The organism is Anaerolineae bacterium (assembly GCA_014360855.1).
In the GTDB taxonomy this organism is placed as follows: Bacteria; Chloroflexota; Anaerolineae; order JACIWP01; family JACIWP01; genus JACIWP01.
The window spans coordinates 1-5189 of sequence record JACIWP010000217.1 but is presented as its reverse complement, the minus strand read 5'-3'; the positions used below and the strand labels follow the sequence as shown (position 1 = coordinate 5189).

Here is a 5189-nt window from a genome sequence, read left to right as displayed (position 1 = left end):
CTCGATCGGCTCCGTCACCATGGACTGCACCTGCTGTAGCTGTGCGTGACTCAATGGATGCGTGAAGTTCAACAATATCATGCGGTACCCTCCGCACCAGGATGATAGGCCGTTGAGATTCTGTGGTACGCTATTATGTCGAGTTCTCGGCGCCGGGTATGGAAAGTTTCTCGATGCTCTCCACGAACTTAGCGACGTCGTCCACCACCGTTTTCGCTGACACGGGCTGTGCGCGCATGCCGGCATGCAGGAGATCGTTGCGGCGCTCCGTGATACTGGCCCACAACTGCGCCACATCCTCGGGGATGGATGGTTCCGACACGTTCTCCGCGCCGGCGGTCTCGCCGGCCTTCTTGTCCCGCAGGCGATGGCCGGCCTCGTTCAAGGCCCTCTCTGCCTGCTCCCGCCGTTCCCTGCCGTACACCGGAGCCGCATGGCCTATGCGGGCAATGACCCAGGAGACGAGCCACTCCCGCGCCAGGGCCAGCGCCTGCACGTACTGCTGGTGCTCGAAATACCAGCGGATGAGCCGGCGCTGGTGGAGAAGGTCCTGGCGACTGCCGGCCTGACGCGGCTTGTCCAGTGCCAGCGGTGCGAAGGCCTGGCCGACCCTCTCCAAGAGGACGCGCAGGGGCTCGATATAGACGCGGCGCGCCTCCGAGCCGGCGAAATGCGTGCGCAGGTGCTCCTGTAGGGCATGCGCTTTCTCCATGACCTCATGCGGGCGGATAAGCCGCAGGGCGAGGGAGATATCGCGCAAACTGTCGGCCAGCCGGCCCCAGGCGAACATCTCCTTGTTTTCCACCTCGCCCCGGCGCGCCCATTCCGACTTTTCCCTCCCCGCCAGATCGGCCAGGTCTCTGCCGTCGCCGAAACGTATGAAGCGGTCCGCAGCGACCGTCCAATCCAGCAGTTCCACGAAGGGCGTCAGGTCGAAGATAGGGGTGTGCCCATCCTTGCGGGCCTCGTAGGCGCCGTAGTAGACGCCGCGAATGGCCGCGCCTTTGGCCGTGCGCAAATAGGCCAGCGCCAGGAAACTGAGGAAGGGGAGCGAGCGGTAGCCGTGCGTGATGTCGAAATAGACCTCGTCCCCTTCACCCACCTGTTCGGTGATGATGCGGAAGATGTCCCACATCTCCTCCTCGCGGGCGCCGGCGGGGATGCGCACCAGCTCCAGGGGCAGGCAGTCGCCCACAGCCTCCCGGAGGCCGGCGCTGTGCTTGTTCTCCGCCTCCTGCGTGGCGAAGATCACCAGCGTCTCAGGGTCCGGCTGTAGCAGGCGGCAGAGGGCGGCCGGCGCGTAGCGGGTGCGGTGCTCCCGCCCGCCAAAGCCGTACGCCACCTCCTGATAGTCGGTCGTCCCCAGGAACGACAGCAGTTTGCGCACCATCGTCACCTCACCTTTTCCAACCGCACCAGCACCCAGCCCATGGGTGCGGCGGGATTCCCCTTGGCATCGACGACGAGCCGCCGGCTGAGGGGGAACTCTTTAGAAGGGGTCCATTTGCCTCGGAAGCGAGGCGGTTTCCCCAGATCGAAATCTTCCCGCAGTCGGCGAAACTCCTTCGCGTCAGCCGCCAGGATCTCGCTCCCCAGGGTCTTGCTCTCCCAACCGCCGGCCCAGCCGATGCGCAGGAGACATTCCAACGTGTCCTTCATCTGCTCCAGCTCACGCAAACGACTTTTATACCAATCTGCCAGGGCGCTCATGTCATTCGCGGCGCAGAATTCTTTCTCCTTCTGTATCTGATGGTCCGCCATGTTCCGGCAAGTGGCCCAGAACCAGAAATTGCGCACTGCCTGGACGCGCTCAGTATCCCACCCCAGCTCGCCGGCCTGCCTCTGGAGCAGATATTCATCCAGGATGAGTTCCGTCTGGAATACAGCCCCAGCGGGAACCGCTTCCACCGCAATGGGCGATTGTCCCTTCGTACCGCGGAACACCCGCACATTGGCCAGGATAGGGTCCGTCTCTATCGGCTCGCTGTCCGCGATCCGCAGGGCGCGCAGGAGATCGTAATTGGCCGAATCCGTTTGGGGGCGGAACAGGCGGGCATCCAACGCGTTATCCGCGCTCTCCCGTCGAGACCGGCCCTGCACCAGAGACAATGGTTTCAACTGCATTTTCCCCACCAGATAGCGCGCCAGGGCGGTGCGGATGGCGCCTTTTATGGTACTGCCGGGGATGTACAGCCGGCCAAAGGCATCCTTGATCTGCTCCCGTATCTGGCCGGCGTCTGTCCCTTTGACCTGCGGCACACCCTGCATGACATAGAGCACCAGCTCCGGGTGCTCCTGCAAGTCCTTGGGCTTCAACAACTGCCCCGGCGGTGTGCGGAGCAGTTTGTCCTTTTCCGCTGGCAACATGGCATCCACATCTTCCGGCCACAGGTAATCGAGCACCCGGTCCACGTTGAGGCGGTACGTTTTGCCCCCCTGCACCACGAAATCGTAGTTATTCAACAACGTGGTGCCCGTCCCGATATGCACCGGCGTCAGTGTTTCGATAGTCATGCGGTATATGGTCAGCATCTTGCTCATTGCTCCCCTCCTCCGCCGGCGGCGACGGGGAACGCCAGGCCCCAGCGGTACACCGGGCGCTCCGCAAACTGCGGCACGTTCGCCGGCCGCACATCCACCACGGTACCTGGTACATGCCCCGGCCAGCCCAGCCGTGCGCCTTCCTTGACCATGCGGATGCGTTTTCTGCGCCAAGGGTGGCCGGCATCGTCCTGGCACCAGCCGGCGATCACTTCCAGCGCGAAAGCGGCCTGCTCGGAGCGAAGCACAACGTCGAACTCCGCCGGCTGGGGCGCATAGCGCGACAGCGTGATGAAATAGGCATCCCCTTCCGCCGGCGCCGGCAGGGCCGGTACTTTCCACTCCTTATCCTCGAGCGTGAACGCCCCATGTCCCACCGAGCGCAGGCCGCCCAGGCCCTCATCCGCCAGGAGCTGGAGGAAAGACTTCACCCATTCCAGCGCCTCCTCCGTGCCTCGGGCGGCGAACCACAGCCCACAGCCCTGGGCGAAAGTCAGCCGGCCGGCGTGAAACAGGTTCGACGCACTGCTCAGCCGATCCACCGTCACCCGCGGCACCACATCCGTCGCCCACAGCCGCAGGTCGCTCTCCGCCGCTCCCGGCGCGTCGGGGATACCCAGCGCTTGGACGATCTGCCGGCGTTCCGCTCGCGTCAGCCAGACGCTTTTCCCCTGCACCAGATTCACGCGCCCATCCGACTCCCCCTGCGGAACACGCCCTTGGCGCAGGGCATGGAAGATCTCCTCGGAGACCCAGCGCGCTTTGCGGAAGTCCTTGTCCATCTCATCGTCCGGCTCAGCCGCCGGCCGGCCCGCCGGCTGAGGAAAGAAGCGCACCGGGCCGGCGTAGGGGAAGGCGGAGCTGAGGAGCAGAGGCGGCTCCCCTTCCGATGGCGTGGTCAGCTCCGGCAGGAATGCCGGCTCCCCCTGGGAGCGCAGGCTTTGCACCAGCAGGGCGCTGAACAGCGTGTCGCTGGGAATATAATCCAGCACCTCTTCCCGCCCAATGCCCCAGGTGCCGACATGGACGGCGCCTTTCGGCACCAGGCGAAAAACCCTCTCAGGCATTGCCAGGCCTCCTCCGCTCAGGATGCGCTTTTCGGAAATACTACTTCCCTGATCCACTCGCAGAGCCGATTCTTGTGGTCATCGGTCCACTCGGACAGTTTGGTGGGGAACGCATCTGGCTCCGGGCAATGTTCGGAGTATTCCTTGCCGGCGCGGCAGACCACCTTCAGACCCTCGAAGGCCACCTTGCCGGAGCCACGCGAGCCGTGCCCGCCCAGGTAATCGTCCTCGACCAACTGCATGGCGGTGATGACGTCCTTCAGGCGCTCGACGTCTTGCTCCTCGTAGATGTTGAAGACGATTTCCATGGGTTGGAAGACGGCGCCGGCCGGCACGCGCTCGATCTGCCGCGGGGTGGCCGCCGACGTCACCCGGTCAATGGCCGCCTCCCACTTGACCTCGGTGTAGTCGATCACAGTCTCGGGAATCGATTCCCCATCCAAAAGGATATCCCGAACCATCAGTCTGGTCGGCATCGAGGGGCCCGATTGCCCCATTATGCCAAAGGTTCTGCACACCTCGCACTCCGATGCTGATTCGGCATCTTGACACAGATGCAGAACCACATCCTTTGGCTCTTTGGGCTTTTCCTGGACTAATCCACCTTTAGAAAGGTTCCAATTTTGCGGTTTGCCATACAACTTCTCCAGCCAAGAGCGCATTTTTCCTTTCAAAGATGAGCCAGGGATATATGGCCGGCGATCCATGGGATTGCGGATAACCGGCAAATCCACACCCCCAATATCCAGCACATCTTTCGATGCCCCGATGTGGAGACCAGTCACTGCCCTGATGGAGCCAGTGATGAGAACTCGACCCTTCAAGGTAACTGCTATCGCCTGCGTTCCAGAAGTGCTCTGTCCCATGTTTTTCCCTCCTCGCTGTCACTGTTTGATCTCGAAAGTTCATTGCCGCGACGAACGTTGCTCATGTCGCTTGTGAAATGCCACAAGTGACTCGAAAAACGCGACAAAGTTTTCGAAATATGCACGACGAGTCTGGAAATCAGAACCTGCCTCAACCTGTTCAATGGCTTCATCCAACAATGTCTGGAAATTCTCCATATGCTCTTTGCTATCCTTGGAAGCCCTTGCTACCATGTACTCCAATTTGGAACGTAGTAATACCAACTGTCTGAAAACCGCACGCGCTTTATCCTCAGGTGCATTTTTCGTCCATTCTAACTCCATCCGTTTTACCGGACCAAACACGTTCCGAATCTGGGACGCCGAAACTTTGGACAACAATGGTGCAATCGCTTTACAATGTGCAACGATCTTTTGGGCATCTCCGTCTCGGATCATTAAGGGCATGTCCTTAAGTGCAGCCTGAATTGCTTCCCGCTGGGGATTCTTCTCTTTCATGGTAACCTCCTCATGATCATGCGCTCATCTTGCCAGGTAATGGGCCCAGCGCGCCGCCAGACCGATGATCTCCATCTGCCGCGGGTCCTGCACCAATCGTTCCTCCAGTTCTTTCAGTTCCTGCTTCACCTCCTCTGGCATATGGGAATCGGATCGCCGGCGTGCCATGTAGTACGCCAGCCGCCACATCCACGGGCCGAAATAGACCTGCGCCGGC

6 protein-coding genes are annotated in these 5189 nt (G+C 61.4%); all 6 read right to left on the bottom strand.

All coding sequences use genetic code 11. The features are described 5' to 3' along the window. Nucleotides 1-133: 133 nt before the first annotated feature. Nucleotides 134-1390, bottom strand: coding sequence for a TIGR02221 family CRISPR-associated protein (locus H5T60_11315; GenBank protein ID MBC7243021.1), 1257 nt, complete (start codon nt 1388-1390; stop codon nt 134-136). 2 nt (nt 1391-1392) lie between these two features. Continuing rightward, nucleotides 1393-2541: a type III-A CRISPR-associated RAMP protein Csm5 gene (csm5, locus tag H5T60_11310; protein ID MBC7243020.1), complete on the bottom strand. Its 1149-nt coding sequence runs from the start codon at nt 2539-2541 to the stop codon at nt 1393-1395. Then, complete coding sequence (gene csm4, locus H5T60_11305; protein MBC7243019.1) at nt 2538-3608, bottom strand: type III-A CRISPR-associated RAMP protein Csm4; 1071 nt, start codon at nt 3606-3608, stop codon at nt 2538-2540. The genes csm5 and csm4 overlap by 4 nt, the downstream gene beginning before the upstream one ends. Nucleotides 3609-3625: 17 nt before the next feature. Beyond that, nucleotides 3626-4474, bottom strand: a complete 849-nt coding sequence (csm3, locus tag H5T60_11300) for a type III-A CRISPR-associated RAMP protein Csm3 (protein MBC7243018.1) — start codon at nt 4472-4474, stop codon at nt 3626-3628. A 39-nt stretch (nt 4475-4513) separates the two neighbouring features. Continuing rightward, nucleotides 4514-4972, bottom strand: a complete 459-nt coding sequence (csm2, locus tag H5T60_11295) for a type III-A CRISPR-associated protein Csm2 (GenBank protein ID MBC7243017.1) — start codon at nt 4970-4972, stop codon at nt 4514-4516. Nucleotides 4973-4996: 24 nt separating this feature from the next. After that, nucleotides 4997-5189, bottom strand: a 193-nt coding sequence (locus H5T60_11290) for a hypothetical protein (GenBank protein ID MBC7243016.1), incomplete at its 5' end; no start/stop codon positions are given.

What these genes read in the sequence shown, in the direction of transcription:
- csm2 (MBC7243017.1), bottom strand. Translation starts at nt 4,972, where the DNA reads ATGAAAGAGAAGAATCCCCAGCGGGAAGCAATTCAGGCTGCACTTAAG.
- csm3 (MBC7243018.1), bottom strand. Translation starts at nt 4,474, where the DNA reads ATGGGACAGAGCACTTCTGGAACGCAGGCGATAGCAGTTACCTTGAAG.
- csm4 (MBC7243019.1), bottom strand. Translation starts at nt 3,608, where the DNA reads ATGCCTGAGAGGGTTTTTCGCCTGGTGCCGAAAGGCGCCGTCCATGTC.
- H5T60_11315 (MBC7243021.1), bottom strand. Translation starts at nt 1,390, where the DNA reads ATGGTGCGCAAACTGCTGTCGTTCCTGGGGACGACCGACTATCAGGAG.
- csm5 (MBC7243020.1), bottom strand. Translation starts at nt 2,541, where the DNA reads ATGAGCAAGATGCTGACCATATACCGCATGACTATCGAAACACTGACG.